22 protein-coding genes and 1 tRNA gene are annotated in these 25043 nt (G+C 68.7%); 14 read left to right on the plus strand and 9 right to left on the minus strand.

Features of this window, described 5'->3' with window-relative positions:
* Positions 1-51: 51 nt before the first annotated feature.
* The 3 genes from cysS (at position 52) to FHR38_RS16255 (ending at position 5586) form a co-directional block, all read left to right on the plus strand.
* Positions 52-1524, plus strand: coding sequence for a cysteine--tRNA ligase (gene cysS, locus FHR38_RS16245; protein ID WP_184535466.1), 1473 nt, complete (start codon positions 52-54; stop codon positions 1522-1524).
* Positions 1524-2699 carry a 23S rRNA (guanosine(2251)-2'-O)-methyltransferase RlmB gene (gene rlmB, locus FHR38_RS16250; RefSeq protein WP_184535467.1) on the plus strand — a complete coding sequence of 392 codons (1176 nt, stop codon included), beginning with the start codon at positions 1524-1526 and terminating at the stop codon, positions 2697-2699. Before cysS ends, rlmB begins: the two co-directional genes overlap by 1 nt.
* 172 nt (positions 2700-2871) lie before the next feature.
* Positions 2872-5586, plus strand: coding sequence for an Hsp70 family protein (locus tag FHR38_RS16255; RefSeq protein ID WP_184535468.1), 2715 nt, complete (start codon positions 2872-2874; stop codon positions 5584-5586).
* Between the two features lie 90 nt (positions 5587-5676).
* Here FHR38_RS16255 and FHR38_RS16260 read toward each other — a convergent pair whose 3' ends face one another.
* Positions 5677-6768 (minus strand): ABC transporter ATP-binding protein, encoded by a 1092-nt coding sequence (locus FHR38_RS16260; RefSeq protein ID WP_184535469.1) that lies wholly within the window; start codon positions 6766-6768, stop codon positions 5677-5679.
* A gap of 365 nt (positions 6769-7133) precedes the next feature.
* Here FHR38_RS16260 and FHR38_RS16265 point away from each other — a divergent pair.
* Positions 7134-7210 (plus strand) — tRNA-Thr (locus FHR38_RS16265).
* Positions 7211-7362: 152 nt separating this feature from the next.
* Here FHR38_RS16265 and FHR38_RS16270 read toward each other — a convergent pair.
* The gene (locus FHR38_RS16270; RefSeq protein WP_184535470.1) at positions 7363-7560 is read right to left on the minus strand and encodes a hypothetical protein; all 198 of its coding nucleotides are present in this window, start codon (positions 7558-7560) and stop codon (positions 7363-7365) included.
* Between the two features lie 755 nt (positions 7561-8315).
* Here FHR38_RS16270 and FHR38_RS16275 point away from each other — a divergent pair.
* The 4 genes from FHR38_RS16275 to FHR38_RS16290 all read left to right on the plus strand — a co-directional run bounded on the left by FHR38_RS16275 (position 8316) and on the right by FHR38_RS16290 (position 11351).
* A complete protein-coding gene (locus FHR38_RS16275; protein ID WP_184535471.1) occupies positions 8316-9326 on the plus strand; it encodes a helix-turn-helix domain-containing protein in 1011 nt (336 codons plus the stop codon).
* A 255-nt stretch (positions 9327-9581) separates the two neighbouring features.
* Positions 9582-10268 (plus strand): hypothetical protein, encoded by a 687-nt coding sequence (locus FHR38_RS16280; RefSeq protein ID WP_184535472.1) that lies wholly within the window; start codon positions 9582-9584, stop codon positions 10266-10268.
* A 363-nt stretch (positions 10269-10631) separates the two neighbouring features.
* Positions 10632-10928, plus strand: a complete 297-nt coding sequence (locus FHR38_RS16285) for a hypothetical protein (protein ID WP_184535473.1) — start codon at positions 10632-10634, stop codon at positions 10926-10928.
* A gap of 9 nt (positions 10929-10937) precedes the next feature.
* Complete coding sequence (locus tag FHR38_RS16290; RefSeq protein WP_184535474.1) at positions 10938-11351, plus strand: ASCH domain-containing protein; 414 nt, start codon at positions 10938-10940, stop codon at positions 11349-11351.
* Between the two features lie 507 nt (positions 11352-11858).
* Here the strand turns inward: FHR38_RS16290 and FHR38_RS16295 are convergent.
* The 4 genes from FHR38_RS16295 to FHR38_RS16310 form a co-directional block, all read right to left on the minus strand.
* Positions 11859-12368: a GNAT family N-acetyltransferase gene (locus FHR38_RS16295; protein ID WP_184535475.1), complete on the minus strand. Its 510-nt coding sequence runs from the start codon at positions 12366-12368 to the stop codon at positions 11859-11861.
* 92 nt (positions 12369-12460) lie between these two features.
* Complete coding sequence (gene rsgA, locus FHR38_RS16300; protein WP_221449049.1) at positions 12461-13561, minus strand: ribosome small subunit-dependent GTPase A; 1101 nt, start codon at positions 13559-13561, stop codon at positions 12461-12463.
* Between the two features lie 516 nt (positions 13562-14077).
* Positions 14078-14695: a hypothetical protein gene (locus FHR38_RS16305; protein ID WP_184535476.1), complete on the minus strand. Its 618-nt coding sequence runs from the start codon at positions 14693-14695 to the stop codon at positions 14078-14080.
* Between the two features lie 273 nt (positions 14696-14968).
* Positions 14969-17035 carry an alpha-L-arabinofuranosidase family protein gene (locus FHR38_RS16310; protein ID WP_184535477.1) on the minus strand — a complete coding sequence of 689 codons (2067 nt, stop codon included), beginning with the start codon at positions 17033-17035 and terminating at the stop codon, positions 14969-14971.
* Between the two features lie 199 nt (positions 17036-17234).
* On the opposite strand from FHR38_RS16310, the gene FHR38_RS16315 reads away from it, so the two are divergent.
* On the plus strand, positions 17235-19463 hold the full coding sequence (locus tag FHR38_RS16315; protein ID WP_184535478.1) for a S8 family peptidase: 2229 nt from the start codon (positions 17235-17237) through the stop codon (positions 19461-19463).
* Positions 19464-19498: 35 nt separating this feature from the next.
* Here the strand turns inward: FHR38_RS16315 and FHR38_RS16320 are convergent, their stop codons facing one another.
* Complete coding sequence (locus tag FHR38_RS16320) at positions 19499-20113, minus strand: CGNR zinc finger domain-containing protein (protein WP_184535479.1); 615 nt, start codon at positions 20111-20113, stop codon at positions 19499-19501.
* Positions 20114-20222: 109 nt separating this feature from the next.
* Here FHR38_RS16320 and FHR38_RS16325 point away from each other — a divergent pair, with 109 nt between their 5' ends.
* Together FHR38_RS16325 and FHR38_RS16330 are read left to right on the plus strand one after the other, a co-directional pair.
* A complete protein-coding gene (locus FHR38_RS16325; protein ID WP_184539753.1) occupies positions 20223-20963 on the plus strand; it encodes a metallophosphoesterase in 741 nt (246 codons plus the stop codon).
* Between the two features lie 33 nt (positions 20964-20996).
* A complete protein-coding gene (locus FHR38_RS16330) occupies positions 20997-21692 on the plus strand; it encodes a LysE family translocator (RefSeq protein WP_184535480.1) in 696 nt (231 codons plus the stop codon).
* A 114-nt stretch (positions 21693-21806) separates the two neighbouring features.
* Here the strand turns inward: FHR38_RS16330 and FHR38_RS16335 are convergent, their stop codons facing one another.
* A complete protein-coding gene (locus tag FHR38_RS16335; RefSeq protein ID WP_184535481.1) occupies positions 21807-22457 on the minus strand; it encodes an NAD(P)-dependent oxidoreductase in 651 nt (216 codons plus the stop codon).
* A gap of 108 nt (positions 22458-22565) precedes the next feature.
* Between FHR38_RS16335 and FHR38_RS16340 the strand changes: the two genes are divergently transcribed.
* Positions 22566-22940: a winged helix-turn-helix transcriptional regulator gene (locus FHR38_RS16340; protein ID WP_312882197.1), complete on the plus strand. Its 375-nt coding sequence runs from the start codon at positions 22566-22568 to the stop codon at positions 22938-22940.
* A gap of 4 nt (positions 22941-22944) precedes the next feature.
* Here the strand turns inward: FHR38_RS16340 and FHR38_RS16345 are convergent, their stop codons facing one another.
* Positions 22945-23391: a hypothetical protein gene (locus FHR38_RS16345; protein WP_184535482.1), complete on the minus strand. Its 447-nt coding sequence runs from the start codon at positions 23389-23391 to the stop codon at positions 22945-22947.
* A gap of 139 nt (positions 23392-23530) precedes the next feature.
* On the opposite strand from FHR38_RS16345, the gene FHR38_RS16350 reads away from it, so the two are divergent.
* Together FHR38_RS16350 and FHR38_RS16355 are read left to right on the plus strand one after the other, a co-directional pair.
* Complete coding sequence (locus FHR38_RS16350; RefSeq protein WP_184535483.1) at positions 23531-24118, plus strand: TetR/AcrR family transcriptional regulator; 588 nt, start codon at positions 23531-23533, stop codon at positions 24116-24118.
* Positions 24115-24954 carry an alpha/beta fold hydrolase gene (locus tag FHR38_RS16355; protein WP_184535484.1) on the plus strand — a complete coding sequence of 280 codons (840 nt, stop codon included), beginning with the start codon at positions 24115-24117 and terminating at the stop codon, positions 24952-24954. Before FHR38_RS16350 ends, FHR38_RS16355 begins: the two co-directional genes overlap by 4 nt.
* The last annotated feature ends 89 nt before the right edge of the window (positions 24955-25043 follow it).

The following is a 25043-nucleotide window of genomic DNA, read 5'->3' on the forward strand; positions in this document are numbered from 1 at the left end:
GTACGACCGTGCAGGGCAATCATCGGAATGCGTGACCGTTACCCTTGTACGGTGACGCTACGCCTGTATGACACCGCCACCAGATCGGTGCGGGACTTCGTCCCGCAGGAACCCGGCAAGGTGGGGATCTACCTGTGTGGTCTCACCGTCCAGTCTCCGCCACACATCGGCCACCTTCGTTCCGGCGTGAACTACGACGTACTACGTCGCTGGTTCCTGCACACCGGTTACGAGGTCACGTTCATTCGCAACATCACCGACATCGACGACAAGATCCTGGCCAAGTCGGTGGAGCAGGGCCGACCGTTCTGGTCGATCGCCTACACCAACGAGGTGATCCTCGGTGCCGCCTACCGGACCCTCAACGTGCTTCCGCCGACGTACGAGCCGAGGGCGACCGGGCACATCCTGGAGATGCAGGAGCTGATCCAGAAGCTGATTGCCGACGGGCACGCCTACCCGGCCGAGGATGGCTCCGGCGACGTCTACTTCGACGTCCTGTCCTACCCCGAGTACGGTGCCCTCTCCGGCCAGCACCCGGAGGCGATGCTTTCCGCCGGTCAGCGCCCGGAGGCCATGCAGGCCGCCGGGGACGCTCCCGACCGGGGCAAACGGGACCCGCGTGACTTCGCGCTGTGGAAGGGGATCAAACCCGAGGAGCCGGCCGACGCCTCCTGGCCGTCGCCATGGGGACCCGGCCGACCGGGCTGGCACATCGAGTGCTCGGCGATGTGCCGCCGCTACCTCGGGGCCGAGTTCGACATCCACGGTGGCGGGGTCGACCTGACCTTCCCGCACCACGAGAACGAGATCGCCCAGTCGAAGGCGGCCGGGCTGCCGTTCGCCCGCTACTGGGTGCACCACGGGCTGCTCAACCTCGGCGAGACCAAGATGAGCAAATCCCTGGGCAACGTCCTCGACCTGGTGCACGTGGCCGCGCTCGGCATCCGCCCGGTCGAACTGCGCTACTACCTCGTCGCGCCGCACTACCGGTCCCGGATCGACTACTCGGACGAGTCACTACGCGAGGCCGCGGTCGCCTATCGGCGGATCGAGGGCTTCGTGCGCCGCGCGGCAGAACGCCTCGGCCCCGGCGAGATCGGCGGCGCTGAGGGCGTCGAAGGCTTCGGTGACCTTCCGGCCGCGTTCGGCGCGGCGCTGGACGACGATCTGAACACCTCGGCCGCGCTGGCCGTGCTGCACGACACCGTACGCGATGGCAATCTGGCGCTGGCCGATGGCGATGACGCCGCCGCCGGTACCGCGCTGGTGGCGGTCCGGGGGATGCTGGATATCCTCGGTGTCGACCCCCTCGACGAATCCTGGTCCGGTGACGGCCAGGAGGACAGCCTGCGCGGGGTGGTCGACGCGTTGATCGCGTTGGCGCTGGAGCAGCGTACCCAGGCTCGGGCCCGCAAGGACTGGGCTGCCGCCGATGCGGTGCGCGACCAGCTCAAGCAGGCCGGTGTGGTGGTCGAGGACACCCCGCAGGGACCCCGTTGGACAATCGGAGAGCAGGACTGATGGCCGGCAATTCGCAGCGCCGTGGCCGGCGTGCCACCCCCAAGAAGGGCGCCGCCGCCGGTTCCGGTGGCAAGAACCGGGCCAGCCTCGCCGGCCGGGGCAGGACTCTGCCCGCCGACGAGCGGCCGTGGCACAAGGGCTACTCGGGCACCGAGAAGCTGCCGCAGCGCACCGCCTGGAAGCAGGAGAAGGAGCGTCGCACGGCGGCCGAGGAGGGCCGGGCCCCGAAGATCGGCACGCCGGGTTCGAAGGACACCACCTGGGGTGCCGGCTCGGCCACCGGCAAGGGCGGTCGGGGTACGGGCGCTGGTCGTACCGGTGGTCGGGGTGCCGCGCCCACCCGGGGCGCGGGTGGCCGGGGTGCCGGTGGCAAGGTGCCCACCCGGACCGGGCCGCGGGTCGCACCCGGCCGTAAGTCCATGCCGCCCAGGGACGCCCCCGAGCTGCTCGTCGGGCGTAACCCTGTGCTGGAGGCGCTACGCGCGAACGTGCCAGCGACCGCACTGTACGTCGCTCAGGGCATCGAGATCGACGACCGGGTCAACGAGGTGGTCCGCACCTCGGCGGACCGGGGCATCGCGATCATGGAGATCAGCCGGGCCGAGCTGGACCGGATGACCGGTGGGGTGCTGCACCAGGGCCTGGGACTGCAGGTGCCGCCGTTCGCCTACGAGCAGTTCGAGGACCTGGTCGCGGCGGCCCTGGAACAGCCCGCCCCGCTGCTCGTCGCACTGGACGGGGTCACCGACCCGCGCAACCTCGGTGCGGTGATCCGCTCGGCGGCGGCCTTCGGTGCCCAGGGGGTCTTCGTACCGGAACGGCGGGCCGCCGGCATCACCGCCACCGCGTGGCGGACCAGCGCCGGTGCCGCCGCCCGGGTGCCGGTCAGTCAGGTGACCAACCTGACCCGGGCGATCAAGGCATGCCAGCAGGCCGGCTTCATCGTGGTCGGGTTGGACGCCGACGGCGAGACCGACCTCTACGACCTGGAGGTCGCGGTCGGTCCGCTCGTGGTGGTGGTCGGCTCGGAGGGCCGAGGGCTGTCCCGCCTGGTCGGGGAGACCTGTGACCTGCGGGTCGGCATCCCGATGGCCTCGACGGTGGAGTCGCTCAACGCCAGCGTCGCCGCCGCCGTGACGCTGGCCGAGGTGGCCCGCCGCCGTACCGCCTCCTGACCGTCACCGGCACCGGCCGCACCGGGTTCGTCACCTTCCGACGCTGACATTGCCGCCCTGCTCCGCCCACTGATCGAGATCGCTGGTTCTGATCAATGGGCTGGGCAGGGCGGGTGCGTCGTCCCCGTAACATGCAATGCCGGGCATCCCCTCGCCCCGGAGGAGACGGCACATGGCATGGCAGGCCGGCGGTTACGCGATCGGCGTCGACCTTGGTACGTCCAACATCGTGGCGGTGCTCCGCTGGCCGGACGGTCGTACCCGACCGCTGCTCTTCGACGGACAGCCGATCATGCCGGCCGGCGTCTACCTCGACGAACAGGGCCGGCTGCACGTCGGCCGCGATGCCGCCCGGCTTGCCCAGACCGACCCCGGGCGCTACGAGCCCAACCCGAAGCGGCGCGTCGACGAACCAGCCGTCCTGCTCGGCGACCATGAAGTGCCCACCGTGGACCTGCTCGGTGCGTTGCTGCGTGCGGTGGCGCAGGCAGCGGTCGAGGCGGTTGGCTTCCTCCCGCCCGCCGTGCTCACCTATCCGGCGAGCTGGGGCGTACGCCGTCGCGGGGTGCTGGCCACAGCGGTGAGCCGGGCCGGCTGGCCCCCGGCCGATCCGACCACGACCCCGAGTGGTGCGGCAGGTGCGCTCGGCGGCACCGTGCTGGTGCCCGAGCCGGTCGCGGCGGCCCGCTACTTCGCCGACGTGCTGCGCCGCCCGGTGCCGGTCGGGTCCGCCATCGCCGTCTACGACTTCGGCGGGGGCACCCTCGACATCGCGCTGGTTCGCAACGAGGGCGTCGACCAGACCGGCCGGGCCCGGTTCGCCGTCATCGGCTCCGGCGGGCTGGCCGAACTGGGCGGCCTCGACCTGGACGCGGCCATCGTCGAGCACCTGGGCACGCTGATCGCCGCCACCGATCCACAGGCGCGGCAGCGGCTGACCCTGCCGGAGACGACGACCCAGTGGCGGGACCGGCGTCGGTTCTGGGACGACGTACGGGGTGCCAAGGAGATGCTGTCCCGGGCCACCGTGGCCCCGATCGCGGTGCCCGGGGTGGAGCAGGCGTTCCATCTCACCCGCGACGAGTTGGAGCGGCTCGCCACGCCGCTGCTGCACCGGGGGGTGGCCGAGGCGGCCTCGGTGATCGCGCAGGCGGGACTGGTGCCGCACCAGCTCGCCGGCCTCTTCCTCGTCGGCGGTTCGAGTCGGGTGCCCCTGGTCGCGCGACTGTTGCATGCCGAGCTCGGTATCGCGCCGACCGTGCTGGAACAGCCGGAACTTCCGGTGGCCGAGGGGTCGCTGGCGGAGTTGGCCGTCCTGGCCGGCAGTCCACCAGCGGGGAGTGCCGCCCCGCCGGTCGGCGTGCCGCCGTCCGTACCGGCTGGTCCACACCCGGTCTCGCCTGGCGGCGTACCCCAGGTCCCGCCCGGCGGCCCGTCGTCGCTTGCCGCGGCCGGTCCGGGCTGGTCCGGCCCGCCCGCGCCGCCCCCTGCGCCACCGGCCGCCGGGCTGCGTGGCCTGGTCCGACGACGGTCGGTGTGGATCGGGGCCGGTGCCACGTTGGCGCTGGTCGGGGTGGTGGCCGCCGCCGTTCTCTACTTCACCCGGGGCGGCTACGCCGACATCGCCTTCCAGCCGTTCAGCGAGATCGGCTCGGTGCCGACCGGCGACCAGCAACCGACCCGGATGAGTACGACGCTCGCCGGCGACCGGGCCTATCTCGCCTACGAGCGCGACGACGACCGGTTGCAGGTGGTGGCCGCCGAGGCAGGCTCGGCCAAGGTGCTGTGGCAGTACGAGACGAGCAGCACCGCCGACCAGTGGGTCGGCATCTACGCGGTCCGGGACAAGGGCATCGGAATCCTCGCCGCCGCGTCGAACAGCCGGCAACCCCGTGACCTGATCGTCATAGACCCGACCAGCAAGGGCCGGGAGTTGTGGAAACGCAGTGTCACCGGCAACGACACCATCGCCTTCTACGACGAGCTGGTGGTGATCGCCGACCGGACCGCCCACCAGTTGGTCGGGCTCGACCTGCGTACCGGGAAACAGAAGTGGGCGACGGAGCTGCCGAAGGACAGCCGGGGCGAGGCCGACGTGTCGGTCTACCGGGTGACGACAACCGAGATGCTGGGCGGACCAAGTAATGTCGACAGTGGGACGCGCGACCCGTACCACGGCGACGAGCAGCGGCTCGTGCGGATCGGTGCGGACCGGTCGGTTGCGGTCATCGACGCGAAGACCGGTAAGGAACTGAAGAGCCGCCCCAACGTCGCCGACCGCGACGACTACGTGGTCGCTCACGACGGCCGGCTCTACGTCGCACCGAAGGACGGCGGCTACCGCCTGGTGTCGTACGACCTGGCGAGCATGGGCGAGCCGACGAGCCTGTACACCGCGCCGGACAAGGAACACACGGCAAAGGCGCTGGCACCCTGCGGCCAGGACCGGGTGTGCCTGCTGGAACGGAAGGGGTACGAGGCGGCCAACACCATGCTGGTGGCGGTCAGCACCGACAAGGACGTCAAGCCGTGGCGTAAGCCCACACCGTCGGCGGAGACGATCCTCTCCGTCGGCGAGCACGTTTCTACCCGTACGGCCGGGTCGCCGGCCAAGACCACCATCTTCAAGCCGGACGGCGGGCAGTTGCTGTCCCGGGAGGGCCGGACGGTACGTGTGGACGGGGGAAACCTGCTGCACTTCGCCGAGAACCTGTCGGACTACCCGGACAACGTCAGCGTTGCTGGCCTGCCGGTTGGTTCGGGCGAGAAACCGGTCGAGCTGGGGTCGTTGAAGGAGATCCGGTCGGCGAGCTGTTCCTGGAACACGTCGGTCATCGTCTGTGGTGCGAGGGCGAAGTTCGTCTTCGTCCGGTTTGCCGACGCCTGAGCCGACACCCGGGTTCGCCAGGACCCGACCGGGACACGGAAGAGGGCGGCCCGCCGATCGCGGACCGCCCTCCTGTCGTACGCCTGATCGTCAGATGCGCGTGCCGTTCACCGCGTGGAAGGCGTGGTTACGACCGGCGCGCGGCTTGACGTGGACGGTGTCGCCCATGTTGGGCATGTGCTGCCGGTCGGTACGGACGACGAACCGCTCCGAGGCACCGTCGAGCGCGGCGTGCCCGTAGATGTTGGCGTCCGAGCCGAGGTCCTCGACCAGCTCGACGACGACCGGCATGCCGCCCTCGGTCGGGCTGACCAGGTCGCAGTCCTCGGGACGGAAACCGACGGTCACCTTGCCGTTGCCACCGTCGGCCTTGGCGGCGGCCACCTGCTCGCGGGTGAGCGGAACGACCATCTCGGCGAAGAGAGCACCGTCGTCGGTCAGCGAAACCGTCTTGATGTTCATGGCGGGCGAGCCCATGAAGCCGGCGACGAAGACGTTGGCCGGGGTGTCGTAGAGCGCCCGGGGGGTGTCCACCTGCTGGAGTACGCCGTCGAGCATGACCGCGACCCGGTGACCCATGGTCATGGCCTCGATCTGGTCGTGCGTGACGTAGACCGTGGTGACGCCGAGCTTGGCCTGCAACGAGGCGATCTGGGTACGGGTCTGCACCCGGAGCTTGGCGTCGAGGTTGGACAGCGGCTCGTCCATGAGGAAGACCTGGGGCTCCCGGACGATGGCCCGGCCCATCGCGACTCGCTGGCGCTGACCGCCGGAGAGGGCCTTGGGCTTACGGCCGAGGTACTCCTCCAACTGGAGCAGGGCGGCGGCTTCCTTGACCCGCCGGTCGATTTCGGCCTTCGAGGTCTTGCGCAGCTTGAGTGCGAAGGCCATGTTCTCGTAGACCGTCATGTGCGGGTAGAGCGCGTAGTTCTGGAAGACCATGGCGATGTCGCGGGCCTTCGGCGGCAGGTGGGTGACGTCCCGGTCGTCGATGTGGATCGAGCCCTGGTCGACGTCCTCCAGGCCGGCGAGCATGCGCAGACTGGTGGACTTGCCGCAACCGGAGGGGCCGACGAGGACGAGGAACTCGCCGTCGCCGATTTCGAGGTCGAGTTCGTTGACCGCAGGCCGCTCGGAACCGGGGTAGATCCGGCTGGCCTTCGAGTAGGTGACCGTAGCCATCGCTGGGTGCTTCCTTTCACCGGCAGGAACGTGCCGGACGATCCGAGTGAAGGAGCGACCGGCACGACGTGTGCCGGTCCCACGGGACACCCCGGGCGACCGGGGGGCAGCTTCGGAGTGTCGTTCGTGTCACGTCACCGTAAACGGCATCGGCCCAACTGCCAAGGTCAGGTCCCGTTTCTGGGACGCACCGCATTCACAATTCGGTCATCCGAGCACGGCAGGACATCAATCGCCGTTGGGGGCGTAGCGCTGCGTAACTGGCGGCGACGTCGGCGGTGTGTCGTAGCAGATGATCTCGTTGGCCGGGGCCCCTGGTTGCCGTGATAATCGGACGTCAGTGGCTATGCTGACGTCGAACGCACGCCCCTGTAGCTCAGTTGGCCAGAGCACTCGCCTTGTAAGCGAGATGTCGCCGGTTCGATCCCGGCCGGGGGCTCCAACACCACCAGGCCTTCCGGCGTCCCGCCGGCCCGTCTCAGTGGCGTGACAGCAACGCTGACAGCAACCGGCTTCACGACAGCCGCCCGTCGAGCTTGCCGAGCTGAGCGCGTCGGCATTGCCCATGTCGCTGTGTGTGTACCGCGATGGAGGTCAGTGGCCGCTGCCATGGTGATGGGCGTTTCGGGCGCGAACGGCGGCCTCCAACCGTAGGCCAGTACCGACGAGGACGAGCAGCAAGGCCAGAATGAATGGACGGTCAGTGGTGGTGCCGAGGGTCAATACGGCGATGAGCAGTCCGACCACGATGGCAGCCGTGCCGACGTTCCGCAGAGTGATGGTGATCAACACGCCACCGAGTGTGCCAGAGCAGCAGTTCCTTCCCTTCTGCCGCTGACCGTGCGATTCGTCAATCATCTGGTCGGACGTGACTGTCGGGCATATCCCGCGACAGGGCCCTATGTCCGGAGCGTAGTGCGAACGATGGCGAGCGGCTGCAACCGAACGACCTGGGCCGTCCAGCAGTCAGACGATTGGGTCGCGAGTTCTGCCCCACAGCTACACACCAAGTTGGGGCCGTCGAGACCGTCGAGGCCACAGCAGCCGTTACGGCGACCGGCGTTCGGGTGCAGACGGCGTACAAGCAGGTCGGCTGGATTGATCAGGACAGTGTTACGGGGCCCTGCGGAAACTAGAAGCCGCTCATCCGTGGCGCTCGGCACGTGGGGCGGCCCGAACGGGTCGGGGTCGACGGCGAACTTGCCTGCTGGCAGCCATGCTGGACATGGTTCGCCGGGTTGTAGATCAGAAGGCGCGACGGGTTCCGGCAACTCCGCAAACTGCACCTCGTCCAGGTCCTTCGTCTGAGGAGTCTTGCAGCGAAGGCACGTGAACACCGTCATGGAACCACTGCCTCTGCTGTTGGTGATTGAAGTTTCGCGGCTGTCGCCTGAGACCAACCCAGATACGCAAAACAGGGCCGGAGGCGTACTCCGGCCCTACATCGCACGCGGGTCAGGCTAGCAGGCTGTGCGCAGTCGACGTACCGTCCGAAGCGGCACCAGCGCCGTACAGGCCTGGACCACCTCGTGTAGGAGGAACTCGCCATGCCAGCGCGCACTCGGACCATTGTCGACCCTCGATGGCATGCCATATTCGCCCGACTACGTCGACAACAGCGGCTCTCACTTCGGGACCTGGCCCGAAGCGTGCACTACAGCAAGAGCCATCTACACGACTTGGAGACCGGCCGACTCCGGCCCACCGTCGAAGCTGCTGAGGCGCTCGACGCAGTGCTTCAAGCGGACGGTGCTTTGGCGGCGCTTGTCGTTGACGCCACAGTCGAAACCACCCCGGATGATGACCAGCGGATCGCATACGCGATCTCTCACCCGGCGCGATTGGATGCCCAGGCAGTGAACCTGCTCGCGGACATCCTGGCAGCGCAGCGGCGGCTGGATGACACCGTGCCCGTAGCGATGATGCTGCCGTGGGCAGTGCCGCACTGGAGAGCAGTGCAAGACCTTGCGGCGTCCGCCCGAGGGCCGCACGCACCGGCAATCCGGGTGGTCGCTGCGGAGTCCACTCAGTTTGTTGGGTGGCTGTATGCCGAGGCTCGGTGTGACGCCGACGCGGTACGGATGCTGGTCGAGGCGGCGACCCAGGCGGACGCGGTGGACTGCGGGGTGCTGGCCGCCCAGGCGAGCAACTTTCGGGGCTACGTGGAGCGGCAGCGGGGGAACCCACGCGGGATCGTGAGGCACTTTCTGGCCGCCTACCAGACACCGGGGGCAGCGCCGCTCCAGCGTGTCGGAGATGCGGCGCAGGCCGCGCACGGGTATGCGCTGCTGGGTGAGCGCGCTTCTGCCCTGCGGTTGCTGGGTGACGCGAGCGAACTCGCCACAGCGGCGGCCGACACCGAGCCGCCGTCGACCGCGTACTGGTTGAGCACCACGTTCGGCTACTTGAACTTGGGGCTGGCGTACCTGGGGCTCGGCGATAGAAAGGCGGCGGCGGACAATCTCCGGGCTGGCCTGGACGGGCTACCTGCGGATCAGTGCGATGCCGAGTGGACCGTCGAGTATCGAGCAGCCCTCACCACCGCCCGGGCCGGCTAACGTCCGGAAGGTGTCCGGAAGGTGTCCGGACAGGTACTGGACACCATGTGTCTTTACCCCGTGTAATCGCTGCCCCACTCTGTGAGGGGCGGCGGTGCATCCATCTCGGCCACACCGAACCTGCACGCCGTGCCCACCACCAGCGGCGTGGTGCCTTAGCTCCCCCTTCCGTTAGGGCACCACGCTCCGAGCTGGGTGCGGCGGTCCGGTCCCTCCGCTTGACCGCCGCACCCTCTAAACCCGGAGGTATGCGCGATGAAGTGGCGGAAGAAGGCCAGCGACAACAGCGACGACACCATCCGTGAGGCGCGGCTGATGGAACTCGCTCGCGGAGCCGTTGCCGATCACGACAAACGCAGCCGTCCGTGGGCCCACCATCTCATCTGCCCGCAGTGCGACCCGGAGGGGTGCTTTGTCGACGACTGGGCACGCGAGGTCTTGAAGTTGCCATTGCGGTGGCGGCTGGCCCACCAGCCGGTCCGGCCGGCGTGGTCGTGTGACTCCTGCCCCGAACCGTGGCCCTGCCCGGCGGCCCGTTCCGACCTGGCCGTCGGGTACGCGGACGACCAGGTCACCCTGCTGGTCTACCTGTGCCACATGCTGAGTCAGGCCGCCGCTGACCTGGACGGCATCACCGCAGACGAGCTGCGCAGCCGCTTCCTGCCGCTACTCCTGCCCGAGGTTCCGGCCGGTACCCGTTTGTACCTGGCCCCGGCCGACTGGTACCACCCAGGCGGGGACCGGCCCGGAAGTCACTATCGGGACATCGTCGTCGCCCGGGTGCACACCGGGCAGGCCCACGCCACCCACCTGTCGGTCTGGGTCAGCGGTCACGAACTGGACTGCACCTGGCCCAACGCCGACCCGCACCCACCCTGTGTCGAGCTACGCGTCCGCGCCGACGCGATCCAGCGAGCGGTCCAAGCGGGGCCGCCGCCGTGATGGACGACGGCTACAGTCCGCACGTGGCGACTGCCGGAGCACGACGCGTGATCGCCACCCATCCGAACGGCCGGGCCCGTTGGTGTGAGGGCTGCACACGACATCCCGGGGCATGCGACCTGCTCCAGTGGGCACGCGATCACCTCGCCAGCCGGCAGGCCCGGGGGTGAGAGGGGGGTCAGGAGCCGAGCGCCGCCGCCGACCGGGACTATAGGCTGTATCGGCACTCTGAGCAGCCCAAATCCGCCACAAGATCGGGTCAGACGCGATGCGGGATGCTGAGCTGTTGGACTTTCTGGCCGCCCTGTTCCATGCCGCCGAACACGGGCTATCTGTCGATCGTGAAGCCCCAGGCCGGGGGCGATGATGCGCGTCGCTTGTTTGATCGTCGAGTGCACCAAGGAGCTGCTGGCTGCTGGTCAGCATCCCGATATCGCCAGCGTCGACACCCACTCCGATCCGGGTACGCAGATGAACCCCTACGGCCTGAAGGTCACGATGCGGGACGGCAGCGCCGTGTACCTGAAGTTCACCAGGACGTCGTCGCCGAGCGGCGACGACGTCCGCACGGGGGAGCACATCCCGTATCCGGACTACCTCGTCCCTGAGGGAGTCCGCACATGTCATCAGACAGTAGGTGCAGCTGGTACATGTCGGTAGTCTCGCCGGATGCGTGATCTACCGAAGGCCGAGTTCGGCTTTCCTGGCCCTCTGCGCGACAAGTTGGTCGCGGCGATCCTCTCCGGCGACAAGACCTCGACCACCGGCCTGCTCGCCGACTATGAGGTCGAGGGCGAGCCGCTGCCCGAGGTCGGCCAGCGTTCCGTGGTCGTCGACTCCGCCGACCAGGCTGTCGCCGTCATCGAGATCACCGAGGTGCGGGTGGTCCGGCTCGGCGACATCGACTTGGCCCACGCGGTGGACGAGGGAGAGGGGTACGAGAGTGTCGCCGCCTGGCGAGCCGGGCACGAGACGTTCTGGCACGGCCCCGAGTACCGGGCTTTCCGTGGTGACCACGCCTTCGTGGTGGACGACGACACGCTCGGGGTGGCCGAGCGGTTCCGGTTGGTCGAGCGACTGTGATCCGAAGCCGTGACCAATGAGCACGTACTCCTGGCGGAGTGTACGGATTCGTGGGTGACGAATGGGTGTGGATACTGCCGGGTTCAAGAACCGGCTCAACCTAGCTTTTCGAACTCTGTAGCGGGAGATCGGGTCCATTCCGGCGTCGCCGTGTCGGCTACGTAGCCGACCGGTCCTGGCGGTCGTCGTGGCCCGGGCGGCAGGATGCGCGGATGGCCGTGAGCTTCCAGCGTTCCCCGTGCCCGTGAACTGCCGGCCGGCGATCGGCTCGGGCACGCCTGGGCGGGCTGGCGGGAAACCTCGACGGACGACGAGTTGTGGGAACTTCCGGCCGAGACCTGGTTCATCGTCCGCCGGGAACGCCAGCACCCGGATTGCACGGGGGCGAGCGGCCTGGGGAACGGGCCGGGCGTATCCCGACACCACGCCCCAGGCCGACTCAACAGCTGTTGCGGAGGGCTGTTCGGGACGAGTTTTGTGGCAGCGCCCCGAACAGCCCCGGATGGATTAGACGCCGAATGGTGCCGGGTAGATGATGGTGCCGCTCGGGACTGGGAGGGTGTTGTCGAATACGAGCGCCATCATGGCCTCATCGGGCACCTCGAAAGACGGGCGGATCCCGTAGGCGGAGGCCCGGCTGAACCCGAACCGTGGGTAGTACTCGGGGTGGCCGAGTACGAGGACGAGGTTTTCGCCCATGGTGCGGGCGGCCTTCAGACCGGCCCGGATCGCGGCTGAGCCCGCGCCCTGCTTCTGGTAACGGGACAGGACGGCGCAGGGGCCGAGTGCCAGGGCCGGGGCGTCGCCGACGTGGCAGCGGGTGAATAGTGCGTATCCGCCGACGGTACCGTCGGCACCTTCGGCCACGATGGACAGCTCGGGTAGCCACGCTGGGTCGCTGCGCAGCGCCTCAATCAGGTCGGCTTCCAGCGGGGTGGGGAAGGCGTCGAGGGTGACCTCGCGGATCGCGGTGATGTCCTGGTCGGTTTCGGGTCGAGTGGTCCAGCTGTGGGACATGTTGGATATTCCTTCGGCGTTCTTAGGGATGGAAACGTAGGCGGTGCAGTGAGGTTCGGGCCGAGAAACATCGTGTTCTGCGGCCGACTGGCTCACGACTGTCTCTGCTGGTCGCGGAAGCTGTAGGTTTCGCGCAGAGATCGGGTAATGGCCTTCCTGTGATCCTCGCGTTGGGCGCGTAGCCGTGCGTCGCTGCGAGAAGTTGCCCAGGCGTTCTCCCGCTGGAGCTTGCGGTAGCTGTCCAGGCGACGCTCGCCCACCTCGCCGGCGGCGATCGCGGCTTGGACGGCGCAGCCGGGTTCGGAGTCGTGGCCGCAGTCGCTGAACCGACACTCCTGAGCGAGCTGCTCGATTTCGGCGAAGACCTGCTGCAGGCCATCGTCAGCGTCGAACAGGCCGATCCCGCGCAGGCCCGGGGTGTCGATGAGCACGCCGCCGTTTGGCAGCGGGACCATCTGACGGCGGACTGTCGTGTGGCGACCTTTGCCGTCTTGGGCTCGCACGGCGCCGGTCACCAGTACTTGAGTTCCCAGCAGTGCGTTGCCCAACGTCGACTTGCCGGCTCCGGACGGGCCGAGCAGTACCACCGTGCCGGTAAGCGCGGCCGTAAGTAGTTCCAGGCCGTCACCATTGGCGGCGCTGGTGGTGATGATCTCCACACCGGGGGCCAGTTGGGTCAGCTCGGCCGTGGCCGTGCTGGGGTCGGCTGACTGGTCGGCCTTGGTCAGCACGATTACCGGGAGCGCGCCACTCTCCCAGGCAAGGGCCAGCAGCCGTTCGATGCGGCCCAGGTTCAATGGGACCTCGATAGAGACGACCAAGGCGGCCGTGTCGATGTTGGCGGCCAGGGCCTGACCATGCGAGGAGCGTGAGGCCGAGGACCGGACGATGACACTGCGACGTGGCAGCAGAGCGGTCAGCTCGGGCTCATGGCCCGAGCGCAGGGCGGCCCAGTCGCCGGTACACGGAGCCGAGACAGGGTCCGATGTGCCCACCAATGAGGTGCCGGCCCGCAGCAGGCCGGTCTCGGTGATGACGTCACAACTGCCGCGATCGACGCCGATGATGCGTGCAGGGATGAGACCTGCGGCGCGATGCGATGTGAAGGACCGTTCGAGCTTTGTATCCCAGCCGTATGCGGAAAGGCCGCCGCCGGAAGATGGTCTAGGAGAAAAAGGATCGGAAGACAACAACGTAAAACCCTTGCGAAAAGGGACCCTGCGAAGCCCTGCGTTGCGTCCGCGAATTCGTCGCGGACGTCACGGAAGGATTCAGGCGAGGGGTCGGGACGTGAGGATGGACCGGACGCTGCAGGCAGCAGCCTTCATCGCGACGGTCATCAATCTCACCTCCCTCAAGAGTTTCCGGTTGTCCCCTAGGTGAGGAACAGCGGCTACTCTAGCACATGTCGCCGACTCTTTCTCAGCTCTGACAATCATGGCCGCAGTCCAGGCGCAGCGGGCGTCGCTCGACTCTCTATCGCGACCCTGCGCGCTTGCTCGCTCCAATCCGAACTTGCGGCGCCTTCGCCGCTGTCTGAGCAGGCCGGGCTGCTGGCGCTGGCACTGAGCCAGTGCCGGGTTGCGGTCAACATCCGCTCACTGCGATCCGCGCTCATCCCTCCGTCTTCCGGTGAGACAACGCAGTCTGTAGGTCATCGTGTACCTGGCTCTGCACTCCAAGCCGTACGCCGAAAGTGCTCCGGCTATTTAGCGCGGAGGCCGACGTAAGTGCCGCGCGTCGCGGCGGTGGCCTTGGACCACTTCGCGGCGGCACCAACCGACAGGCCGATCTGGTCGGCGAGCAGTGCTGGGGGGTAGTTGGTCGGCGAGGGCCGCGAGCGCGCTGTTGCGGGCATGGACTGCGTTCGTCAGTCCGAGCTTTGCGGCTCGGTCGCGGAGACGTTCTCCGGATAGAGGCCGGTTGCCCTGGCTGCTGGGGAACAGCCAGCGTGAGCCGGTCCTGCGGGAGTGGCCGGCAACCTCGCGGGCGAGTCCGGCGAGGGGTTCGCGGAGTCGGATGAGGGTGACGGCCAGAGTCAGGGTGGTCCGGCTGTCTGTCACGGTGACGGCGTCGACGTCGAGTGCAGCCAGGCGGGTGATGCGTTGGCCGAACAGTAGGACGAGGACGGCCGGGAGGCGTGCGGGTGGATCGTCGAGTTGGTCGCGCAGGAGGCGCTGGGCCAGGGCGAGGCGTTCCTCGTCGTCCAGCAGCGCGCGTTGTTCCCGGATGATGCTGGCGGGGACGTGTGCCGGATCAGGTTCAGCTCGTGCGTTACCCGCGCCGGCGTGGCGTCGAAGTGCGCGGGCGCCCACTCCCACGGCCACGCACCGGAGGCAGCCCGGAGCTGACGTGCCAGCCGTTCCCGACCACGCCGGGTGTCCGTGGCGGGCCTGCGTGCCGCCTGTTGGCGATCGAAGCCCTCCAACATCGCGTCGAACGCCGCTGCGGCAGGTCCATGTGCACAACGGATGAGTCCAGGAACTCCGCAGCGCCGAGGTTCGGCCCGGACGCGCACTGCGCCCGAGCGACGGTCAACGGCGACGCTCCTCGTACCACGCCACGCATCGTTGTCGCACCTGGTGCAACACCGTCTAGTTTCAGGACTGTGCGGCGGCCGGCAGCCGGACCAGGGTGACCGAGTAGGGCGGGAAGGTCTCGGCGAAGCCGTTCGCCGCCACCGGGCGTTGCCACTCGGACAGGGTGACCGCGCTCGGGGTCGCGACGTCGTTGTGGCTGGTGAAGTGGCTCGGGGCGACGCGCCGCACGGTGGCGGTGCCGGAGCCGACGAGGCCGTGGAGGACCACGTCGGCGGTGATCGCGTCGCCCTCCACCGGTGATCGGTTGACCACCATCAGGTAGACCGTACCGTCCGGTGCCCGGGTCGCCGTGACGTTGAGTTTCTCGTACGCTCCGGTGCACGACGCCGGTGCGCCGCCGTCGCACATCACGGCGTCCGGTGGGTCCCGCAGCGGGTTGCCGGCCACGATGTGCCGGATCCGCTTCCCTCGGGCCGCGAACATCGGCGTGACCGCCTCCCGGGCGACCGCTTCGGCGGAGCGGAGGAATCCGCCGCCGGCCGGGCCGAGCAGGGTGTACCAGGCGTGCGAGACGAAGTCGTTCCCCTCCGCCCAGGGGATGCCCAACTCCAGCCAGTGGATCCACTGACTGGCCATGTAGAGCACGTGGGTCATCGAATAGGCGTACTCGGGAAACGGGTTGCCGACCTCCGGACCCCACAGCGCGCCGTACTCGGAGATCGCGATGTACGGGTGCGGCGCGGAAGTGTTGGCGTTGACTGCCTGGCGCAGTTGTGCCACCGACTCCCGTTCGTCCCAGGCGCTCATCATGTGCCAGTCGTGCGCCTCCAGGGCACTGTCCCAGTCGGCCTTGCCACCCCCGGTGAAGTGGGTGTACGGGTGTGCGGCGAGGCAGTCGTACCGGCTGCCAGCCGGGGCCAGCTCCGCGAACAGCGCCGGGAAGTTGGCCCGATCCCAGGCGGCGCAGACGTCGATGGTCGGGTCGACCGCCTTCATCCGCCGGTAGAAGTGGACGAAGCCTCGGTGCTCGGAGGTGTAGTCCGCCACGACGTCCGCGCCGGCCGGCGGGATCGCGCCATGTGTCCCGTCGCCGAACTGCACCTCGCCGATGTGCGGACGCAGCAGGAACACCCGGTCGGCGGGGCCGGCGGAGGCGAGGTTCTCCACCCGCCGCCAGGTCACGCCGTCGACCCGTAGGGCGAAGGTGTCGACTGCCGCCGACGGATAGCGGAAGTTGAAGACCTGTCCCGGCGTGCCGTCGCTGGCGACCCCCGCCGTGGAGCCGGTGCAGCTACGGTTGCCCGCCGCGTCGCGCAGGGTCAGCTTGCCCAGTCGCTCGCCGGTGAGTCGCCGGCTGCCGCCGTTGACGTACTGGGTGATGGCGGCCCGAGCAGGCGGGTTGACGCCGGTCTGGTTCTGGGCCATCCAGTAGCGCTGGTTGGTGTGGTAGTTCTCGTTACCGAGTTCGAAGAACCGGACCCCGTACGGGGCGGGGTGCCCGTTCGCCGCGCGCACCTCGGCCCAGTCCGGACCGTCGTTGGGGTTGACCCCGTCCCCGGCGGGCGTGTTCAGGTATTCGACCAGATCGGCGGCGTCGATCGCGTTGCTGATCGCCATCGGCACCATGATCTGCGCTTCCGCCCCGACAGCGGTCACGAACGCCAGATGTTCGTCGAGGCCGTAGGCTGGGTAGCGGGCCGGCATCACGTCGTCGGCGGGGTTGCCCACCTCGCCCAGATCCGTGATCCGGCCGTCGCGTTGGCACATCCGGTCGGTGCCGATCGTGCCCTTCCACCAGACGGTGTTGCCGACCGTGCCACCCGGCCAGCGGAGCACCCGCATTCCCATCTGCCGCGTCTTGGCCACCACGTCGGGGCGTACCTGGCCGGCGGCCGGGTCCCAGGTGTCGTAACCGTTGAAGGTGTATCGATGATTGGCGCCGAGGATGTTGGCGAAGACACTGCCGACGTCGTCGCTCCCGCCTCCGGCGTAGACGGTGATGGTGGCGCTGGCCGCCGCGGCGGGCGACCCGCCGACCAGCGACGTCGCCGAGACGACGGCAGCGATGACGAGCGCGGCCAGCCTGAACCGGCGAGGTCTGATCGGTGGGTGCACCGTTGCCCGCACCGAAGCACCTCCTGGTGAAACGACGATCAGGACACGCGCAGGGTCACCCCTGTGGAATCGCCCAGCATACGGGAGATCAATCGATAATGATACATCTCTACATCTGGGACTCATCGGCTTAGCATCTCCTCAACTGATGCATGAGCATCGATCGATGCGCCGTCGGCGCTCGATCAGTCAGCAGAGGGGAACAGGGGAGATGACAGTTGCACGTACGTCCCGGCGCCACTGGCGCTACGGGGCGGTGGCCGCCGCGACGGTGGCCGTAGCGGCGTTCGGCACACCCGCCGTAGCCGCGCCCGCCGAGGGGCAGATCCTCCAGGCGGGCGGTGCTACCGCCATTGCCGATTCGTACATCGTGGTGCTGAAGGACCCCATGGTGGCGCGGGGGAACATCAGCAGCAGCGCCACGGCGCTAGCGGACCGGCATGGTGGCACGGTGGCCCGGACCTACCAGCACGCGCTGCGCGGGTTCGAGACGAAGATGACCGCCGAAGAGGCCCGGCGGTTGGCGGCCGAGCCGTCGGTGAAGTACGTCCAGCAGAACCACACCGTGAAGATCTCCGGTACCCAGAACCCGACCCCCTCCTGGGGGCTGGACCGGATCGACCAGCGGAACCTGCCGCTGAACAACTCCTACACCTACCCGAACACCGGAGCGGGTGTACGGGCGTACATCATCGACACCGGCATCCGCTTCTCACACAGTGACTTCGGCGGACGCGCGGTGACCGGCTTCGACGCGATCGACGGCGGATCCGCCGACGACGGCAACGGCCACGGCACCCACGTCGCCGGCACGGTCGGCGGCACCGCCCACGGCGTGGCCAAGACCGCGACCCTGGTTGGCGTACGGGTGCTGGACAACTCCGGTAGCGGCACCTACGCGCAGGTCATCGCCGGTATCGACTGGGTCACCGGCGACCATGACCCGGGTGAGGCCGCGGTGGCGAACATGAGCCTCGGCGGCGGCTTCGACCAGGCCACCAACGACGCGGTGACCGCCTCGATCGCCGACGGCGTCACCTACGGCCTCGCGGCCGGCAACGACTACTCCGCCGATGCCTGCAGCGGCTCGCCGGGCAGCACCCCCAACGCGATCACGGTGGGCGCGACCGAGTCCAACGACGCGAAGGCCGGCTACTCCAACATCGGCACCTGCCTGGACATCTTCGCCCCGGGCAGCGGGATCACCTCGGCGTGGAACACCAGCGACACCGCCACCAACACCATCAGCGGTACGTCGATGGCGACCCCGCACGTGGTCGGCGCGGCGGCGCTGGTCCTCGTCGCGAACCCGTCGTACACCCCGCAGCAGGTGCGCGACAAGCTCGTCAACGACGCCACCAACGGCGTGGTGACCAGCCCGGGCGCCGGCTCGCCGAACAAGCTGCTCTACGTCGGCAACATCACCCCGCCGACGCAGGACTTCTCGATCAGCGTCACGCCGAACTCCGGCACGGTCAACCCGGGTAGCTCGGTTACCGCGACGGTCGGCACGACCACCACGGTCGGCGGCGCGCAGACGGTCGCCCTCAGCGCCAGCGGCCTGCCCAGTGGCGCGACGGCGAGCTTCAGCCCGTCGTCGGTCACCTCCGGCAACTCCGCCAGCCTGACCATCAGCACCACCGGCAGCACCGCACCGGGCACCTACTCGGTGACCATCACCGGTACGGGCACGGTGACCACGCAGAGCACGACGTACACGCTGACGGTCAACGGCCCGCCGGGCTGCTCGCAGACCAACGGCACGGACGTCACCATCTCCGACAACAGCACGGTGGAAAGCTCGATCACCATCTCGGGCTGCGCCGGCAACGCCGGCTCGGGCAGCACCGTCGCGGTCGACATCGTGCACACCTACATCGGTGACCTGGTGGTCACCCTGGTCGCGCCGGACGGCAGCACCTACCCGCTGCACAACCGGACCGGCGGCTCCACCGACAACATCAACCAGACCTACACGGTGAACCTCTCCAGCGAGGTGGCCAACGGCACCTGGAAACTGCGGGTGCAGGATGCGGCCGGCGGCGACACCGGCTACATCAACAGCTGGACGCTGAACCTGACCGGCGGTGGGACCCCCGGCTGCACCGGCACCAACGGCACCGACGTCACGATCCCGGACAACAGCACGGTGAACAGCACCATCGCCATCACCGGCTGCTCTGGCACCGCCTCGGCGACCAGCACCGTGGCGGTGAACATCGTGCACACCTACATCGGTGACCTGGTGGTCAGCCTGATCGCCCCGGATGGCAGCGCGTACGTGCTGCACAACCGGACCGGCGGTGGGACCGACAACATCAACCAGACCTACACCGTCGACCTCTCCTCGGAGACCCGCAACGGCACCTGGACCCTGCGGGTGCAGGACGCCGCTTCGGCGGACACCGGCTACATCAACACCTGGACGCTGACCCTGTAACCCGAAACAGCGATCAGTGTCGCCGGGGCTCCGACCTATGGTCGGGGCCCCGGCTCTGTCGGTGGCCGATGGCGTTGGTAGTGCCGGGCAGCGCGAGCGCGGTTGCCGCAGGACGCCTTGCACCACTCCTGCCGACCGTGTTCCTTGACGAAGTAGCGCACACATCGGGGTGCGGTGCAGGCCCGCAGCAGGGTCCGCTGTGGACCGGTCAGGAAGTCGATGGCGGACCGGGCCAGGGTGGCGGTCAGTCGGATGACCGGATCCGGTTCGGTGGACCGGAGTATCGACTTCGGGGCACCGTCCTCGGGCCAGTCCAGCATCGGGGTGACCGGTTGCCGGGCGGTGGCCGTGTTGATCCGGGCGAGCGCCTGGTCGACCGGGAGTAGCCGGCTCGCGTCGGCCGGGCTCGGGGGACCGGGCCGCACCGCACGGGCGAACAGGGCGCGGACTGCCGCGCGTACCGCGACCACCTCCGACCGGGCCGCCTCGCCCACGGTGATGCTGTCGGTGTCGTTCCAGTCGGCCAGCAGATCCGCCTGGTCGCGGAGCCAGGTGGTCAGCCCCTGTGTGTCGGCCAGGTCGTCGATCACCCCACCGTGGCCGTCGTGGCGGATGGTGCTCGCCAGTTCGAGGGCCAGGTATTGGTTCACAGCCGTCCCCTCCGTCGGTGTCGTCCCTGCGGTGACTTGCCCGCCGCCTCGGCCTTAGTCTAGCGTTCTAACGGGTCAAGAAATTTTACCGTTAGAACGGGTGGTTCTCATGATCCTGCTGGCACAGATCAGCGACCTACATCTGGACGGCACCGAGCGTGCGACCAAGCGCGCCGCCCGGGTGATGAACTACCTTCGGGCGCTGCCCCGGCCGGTGGACGCGGTGCTGGTCACCGGCGACATCGCCGACAACGGCGACCCCGACGAGTACGCGGAGGCCGCACGACTGTTCGATGTGCCGTTCCCGGTGCTGCCCTGCCCGGGCAACCACGACATCCGGGCCGCCTACCGCGCGGCACTGTTGGGGGAGCCCGCCGCCGACGGACCGATCAACCGAGTGCACCGGATCAGCGACACGGCGATCCTGATGTGCGACTCCACCATCCCCGGCAACGACGAGGGGCGGCTCGACGCCGAAACCCTCGACTGGATCAACACCACGCTCGACGAGTTGAACGGCGGCTCGCCGGCCCTCATTGCCTTCCACCACCCGCCGGTCGACCTGCACCACCCGCTGCCCGACGCCGGTCGACTGCGGCCGACCGGCGAGTTCGCCGAACTGCTGGCCGACCATCCCGAGGTCGTCGCGGTCCTGACCGGGCACGCGCACACCCCGGCCGTATCCACCTTCGCCGGTCGACCCCTGCTGGTCGGACCTGCGATCACCTGGACCCTGCGCCTGCCCTGGGAAGGCGACAAGCCGGCGGACCTGGACCAGCCACCGGGGATCGCCTTCCACGTGCTCGACGACGAGCAGAGGTTCACCACCCACTACCGGGTCGTGCTCTGACCAGCACTCCGAACGAAAGCCGGAGGTACGTAGATGCGCGTCGCCGCCATCCTGGGATTCATGGCGGCGGTCCTGCCGTTCGTCGTGACCCCGGGAGCGAGTCTCACCCTGCTCACCCAGCGGGTCGGCAGCGTCGGCCGACGAGCTGGCCGACCGGTGATCCTGGGCGCCACCACCGGCCTGTACGTCCATGCGGCGCTCGCGGCGGTAGGCCTGTCCGCGCTGGTCATGCGCTCCAGTCAGATGTTCACGGCGGTCAAGCTGGTCGGCGCGGTCTACCTGGTGGGGCTCGGCATCTGGACCTTGCACCTGGCTGCCAGGTCCCGGAAACCCATGCGGGAACCGGCTGTGCCACCCCCGCCCCCGGAGTCGACCGAGGCACCCCGGACCGGTCGGGCCACCGTCACCCCGACCGGCCGGGCCACCGTCACCCGGGCCAGCCAGTCCACCTATCTCCAGGCACTGTTCGGCACGGTGCTCAACCCCAAGGCCGCCTCGATCTATCTCACCCTGGTTCCGCAGTTCCTCGACCCGGATCGTCCCGTGGTCGGTCCGGTCCTGGCCCTCGCCACGGTCCACGCGCTGCTCGTCGGCACCTGGCTACTGCTCTGGACCGTGCTGATCGGCCGAGCGACCCGGATCCTGAAGTCCCCGAAGTTCAAGGTGGTGCTCAACCGGATCACCGGCAGTGTGCTCATCGCGCTCGGGTTGCGTACGGCACTGGCCTGACCGGCTTGGATGTCGTGTTGACCGGACATGCGGAACCCGGAGATCCGTTCGGGGAACGGTCTCGGATCGGTGCCGATGATCCCTCCCGACCACCCGCACCGATCCGACGACTGCTCAGCCCACGGCGACCAGGGACCGGTGGTGCTTCGGAGTCAGGGCCTCGTCGACCAGGGCGACGGCGAGGTCGGCGTACGAGAATGGGGCCGAGTCCGCCTCGGCGGGCAGCACCTGGTTTCCACCGGTCCGGTACCGGCCGGTGCGCTCGGCCTCGGCGTCCAGCACGACCGGCGGTGGGGCGAGCACCAGCCAGTCGACCTCGGTGTCCGCCGCACGCAGCACCTCGAACTCGGCCGCGTGCCCGAGGGAGAACGCCCGACCTTCCGCCGGGAAGCCAGGCGCGTCGTGCACCGGCATGCCGGGCGCGGCCTCCAGCGTGGTGCCGATGCCGACCACCACCAGCCGGCCGACGCCAGCGCGCCCCAGACCGGCCAGCAGAGCGCGGGCCGCGCTCACGTAGAACTCCTCCGACGGGACGTCGAGTCGGGCGGCCGTACTGATGGCGGCGTCATGCTCGGCGGCGACGGTCGCGACGCTTTCCGCCTCGGTGACGTCACCGGCCACGACCGATACGCCGATGCCGGCCAGGTCGGCATGGCGGGCCGGGTCACGTACGACCGCAGTGACCTGGTGGCCCCGGGCGACCACCTCGGCGACCGTACGGCGGCCCGCCCGTCCACCGGCCCCGAAGACGACGATTCTGCTCATGGAGATGCTCCGTCCAGACAGTGCCGACGGCATCGTCGTCGGCGAGTGTCGGGACGGTAGCCCCGCAGGCCATGGTTTCCGCAACGAAAGTGTCGTAGCTTTGGCGCGGTGAGCCAGCCACTCGATTCCGACATGTTCGTCGGGTGCGCGTCCGGCACCCCGTTGATCCGGGTCGGCGACAAGTGGACCGCGAAGATAGTCGTCTGCCTGCGGGACGGGCCACGTCGGTTCTCGGAACTCCAGGTGCCGCTACGGGGCATCACCGCGAAGGTGCTGACCGAATCGCTGCGCTCGATGGAACGAGACGGCCTGCTCACCCGGACCGCGTACGCCGAGATCCCGCCCCGGGTCGAATACGCGTTGACTCCGCTCGGCCGTAGCCTGCTGGTGCCGATGGCGGTCGGCTGCGCCTGGAGTCGGGAACACCAACCGGAACTGCTCGATGCCCGCCGGGCGTACGACCACCAGACGCCGACCGGATAGTTGCCTAACCGAGGCGGCGGATTCTGAGCCGACCCTCGGTGTAGAACAGCCAACTCGGCGCGGGTTCGGCGGTGTGGCCGAGGTAGCCGACCCAGCCGTCGGCGGTGGACTGGGCCAGAATCCACTCGACCAGTTCCATGACATGTCCGAACTCGTCCTCGTGCACGCAACTGCGTACGGTCAGCAGCCAGTGCGGCCGTTCATCGGGGTACATCCGGTTGGTGGCGGGCACCATGGCGGTCACGTCGGCTCCGTCGAAGGCGTGGCTCTGCCCCGTGCCGGTGAACAGCGGGTACGGCGTCTCACCGCCCTCCTCCGGGAAGGCCGACGAGTGGAGGCGGGTGGGCGGTTCGTCGGTGAGCCGCAGATGCCACCGGATCTCGTGCATGACCTCGTCGGGCAGATCGGGCTTCAGTTCAAGCGACAGGAACAGGTCGTAGTAGTCGCTCATGCGAGGGCAGCCTAGCCCTCCGTCCACAGTGGTTGATAGCAGTACGTGACCTCGTTGCCGTTGGGAAGCGGTGGTGGTGGTATTGTCGACCGCGTAACTTAGGGGGCCTAAGTTATTTCCTAATCTAGGAAAGGTCCGCATGCCACGACAGGGATTGACGAGTGAGCGGGTCTCGGCCGCCGCCGCCGAGCTGGCAGACGCGGTCGGGTTGTCACGGTTGACCGTCGCGGCAGTCGCTCGGCACTTCGGGGTCTCGGACGCCGCGCTGTACACGCATGTCGGCAGTCGCGATGCCTTGATCGAGCAGGTCGCGGTTCGGGGGGCGGCCACCTTCGCCGACCGGCTTGCCCTCGCCGTGGCTGGCCGGGCGGGGCGGCAGGCCCTCAGTGGCTTTGCCGACGCCTATCGCGCTTTCGCGGTGTTGCATCCGGGGCAGTACGCCGCGACTCAGCTGCAACTGCCCCCCGAGGTCGGTACGAATTCGGGGGGGCATCTCCGCATGATCGAGCTGAGCTACGCGATGCTTCGCGGGTACGGGCTCGACGAACCGGGCCTGACCGACGCGGTGCGCTTCGTGCGCAGCACCTTCCACGGGTTCGCCACGCTCGAAACTACCGACGGATTCGGGCATCCCCGCGACGTCGACGCGTCGTGGAACCGCATCCTCGACGCGGTGCACGCCACCCTGAGCAACTGGCCGACCGGCACGAAGGAGGAGCAGGAATGAACAACCATCAGAGCCACGACCAGTACGTTTGGTCGGCCGACGGCACCCGTCTAGTGGTCCGGCGCATGGGTTCCGGTGACCCCGTCGTCCTCGTACACGGCTCGGGAGGTGGGCTGCATTCCTGGGGCATCGTCGCCGACCAACTCGCCGCCGGCTACGAGCTGTGGCTGCCGGCCAGGCGCGGCTATGGTCCCAGCGACGTCCCGTCCGGTATCAAGTCCTTCAAAGTCGAGGTCGCCGACCTGATCGCTGTCATCGAGGCGGCCCGTGAGTCCTCGGGTAGGCCGGTGCATCTCGTCGGGACCTCCTACGGAGCGACTCTGTCGTTGCACACCGCCGCGACAGAGTCGCGCGACCTGCGCTCGTTGGCCATCTTTGAGGCCCCGCTCTTCGCAGCCGGGCCGGAGATCGTACCCATGCTCGATCGATACCGTGCCGCCTTCGATCGGAACGATGACCAGGCGATGGCTGCGGCGTTGAACGAGGTGACGCGGGTTCCGGCCGAGATCGTCGCGGCATTCGCCGCCGCAGCGGGTGACCGGACCCCCGACCCGGCCGAGGCGCGACGCTCGGCAATCGGCTGGCTACACGACCTCGAAGCACTCGCCGAGGACAGCACCGACATCGCCCGGTGGTCCACGATCACCGTGCCGACCCTGCTGATGCAGGGTGCTGACACCTGGGAGCCGATGCCCACCACGATGAACGCCCTCGCCGAGACGATTCCAGGAGCGCGTCAAATCATCTGGCCGGGACAATCGCACTTCGCGACCATGACGGCACCTGCCCTGGTCGCCGACACCCTGGGGCAGTTCTTCACCGAAGTCCCCGCATAGCCGTTGCGGGGAGATCTGGCCCGAGGCCGGCGGGCCCCCCGTTCCCGCCGGCCGGCTCAGGTGTTCCCTGTGTTACGTCAGGAGGTGGA

Origin of the sequence: Micromonospora polyrhachis (genome assembly GCF_014203835.1) — a bacterium.
Taxonomy (GTDB): Bacteria; Actinomycetota; Actinomycetes; order Mycobacteriales; family Micromonosporaceae; genus Micromonospora_H; species Micromonospora_H polyrhachis.

Coding starts and splice junctions, on each gene's coding strand:
- FHR38_RS16280 (WP_184535472.1), top strand. CDS start 9,582: ATGAAGTGGCGGAAGAAGGCCAGCGACAACAGCGACGACACCATCCGT.
- FHR38_RS16345 (WP_184535482.1), bottom strand. CDS start 23,391: ATGAGCGACTACTACGACCTGTTCCTGTCGCTTGAACTGAAGCCCGAT.
- FHR38_RS16275 (WP_184535471.1), top strand. CDS start 8,316: ATGCCAGCGCGCACTCGGACCATTGTCGACCCTCGATGGCATGCCATA.
- FHR38_RS16330 (WP_184535480.1), top strand. CDS start 20,997: ATGCGCGTCGCCGCCATCCTGGGATTCATGGCGGCGGTCCTGCCGTTC.
- FHR38_RS16325 (WP_184539753.1), top strand. CDS start 20,223: ATGATCCTGCTGGCACAGATCAGCGACCTACATCTGGACGGCACCGAG.
- FHR38_RS16290 (WP_184535474.1), top strand. CDS start 10,938: ATGCGTGATCTACCGAAGGCCGAGTTCGGCTTTCCTGGCCCTCTGCGC.
- FHR38_RS16355 (WP_184535484.1), top strand. CDS start 24,115: ATGAACAACCATCAGAGCCACGACCAGTACGTTTGGTCGGCCGACGGC.
- FHR38_RS16295 (WP_184535475.1), bottom strand. CDS start 12,368: ATGTCCCACAGCTGGACCACTCGACCCGAAACCGACCAGGACATCACC.
- FHR38_RS16255 (WP_184535468.1), top strand. CDS start 2,872: ATGGCATGGCAGGCCGGCGGTTACGCGATCGGCGTCGACCTTGGTACG.
- FHR38_RS16285 (WP_184535473.1), top strand. CDS start 10,632: ATGATGCGCGTCGCTTGTTTGATCGTCGAGTGCACCAAGGAGCTGCTG.
- rlmB (WP_184535467.1), top strand. CDS start 1,524: ATGGCCGGCAATTCGCAGCGCCGTGGCCGGCGTGCCACCCCCAAGAAG.
- FHR38_RS16315 (WP_184535478.1), top strand. CDS start 17,235: ATGACAGTTGCACGTACGTCCCGGCGCCACTGGCGCTACGGGGCGGTG.
- FHR38_RS16260 (WP_184535469.1), bottom strand. CDS start 6,768: ATGGCTACGGTCACCTACTCGAAGGCCAGCCGGATCTACCCCGGTTCC.
- FHR38_RS16335 (WP_184535481.1), bottom strand. CDS start 22,457: ATGAGCAGAATCGTCGTCTTCGGGGCCGGTGGACGGGCGGGCCGCCGT.
- FHR38_RS16350 (WP_184535483.1), top strand. CDS start 23,531: ATGCCACGACAGGGATTGACGAGTGAGCGGGTCTCGGCCGCCGCCGCC.